The 383-nt window shown below is 68.1% G+C and carries 1 protein-coding gene; it reads left to right on the top strand.

Going from position 1 to position 383, the window contains the following annotated elements:
- Window positions 1–15 precede the first annotated feature (15 nt).
- Window positions 16–383: acyltransferase domain-containing protein (locus AC4IJH_RS43780; RefSeq protein ID WP_490857610.1), on the top strand; the 368-nt coding region annotated here is incomplete at its 3' end.

Below are 383 nucleotides of genomic sequence, written 5' to 3'. Positions count from 1 at the left end.
GAGCGGGTCCTTGAGGTGATCGCTGGTCGTCCCGGTGTCGGTATCGCGGCGGTCAACGGTCCGAAGGCCGTGGTGATATCCGGAAACGAAGACGAAGCGCTGGCCGCCGCCGAGGAGTTGGCGCAGGCCGGGGCCCGTACCAGTCGTCTGCGGGTCTCGCACGCCTTCCACTCGCCTTTGATGGAGCCGATGCTGGAGGAGTTCGCGCGTGTCGTCAGCTCCGTGACCGCACAGGAGCCGCGTCTGACGCTGGTGTCGGCCCTGACCGGCAAGCCCGTGACCAGTGAGGTCACCGACCCTTCGTATTGGGTGCGGCACGTCCGCGAAGCGGTCCGTTTCGCCGACGCGGCCTGCGCGCTCCGCGACAGCGGCGTACGGACATT

The sequence above is a fragment of the Streptomyces sp. UF-297 genome, assembly GCF_058245575.1.
Note: the sequence above shows the minus strand (reverse complement) of the source record. Positions and strands in the feature narration are given on the sequence as shown.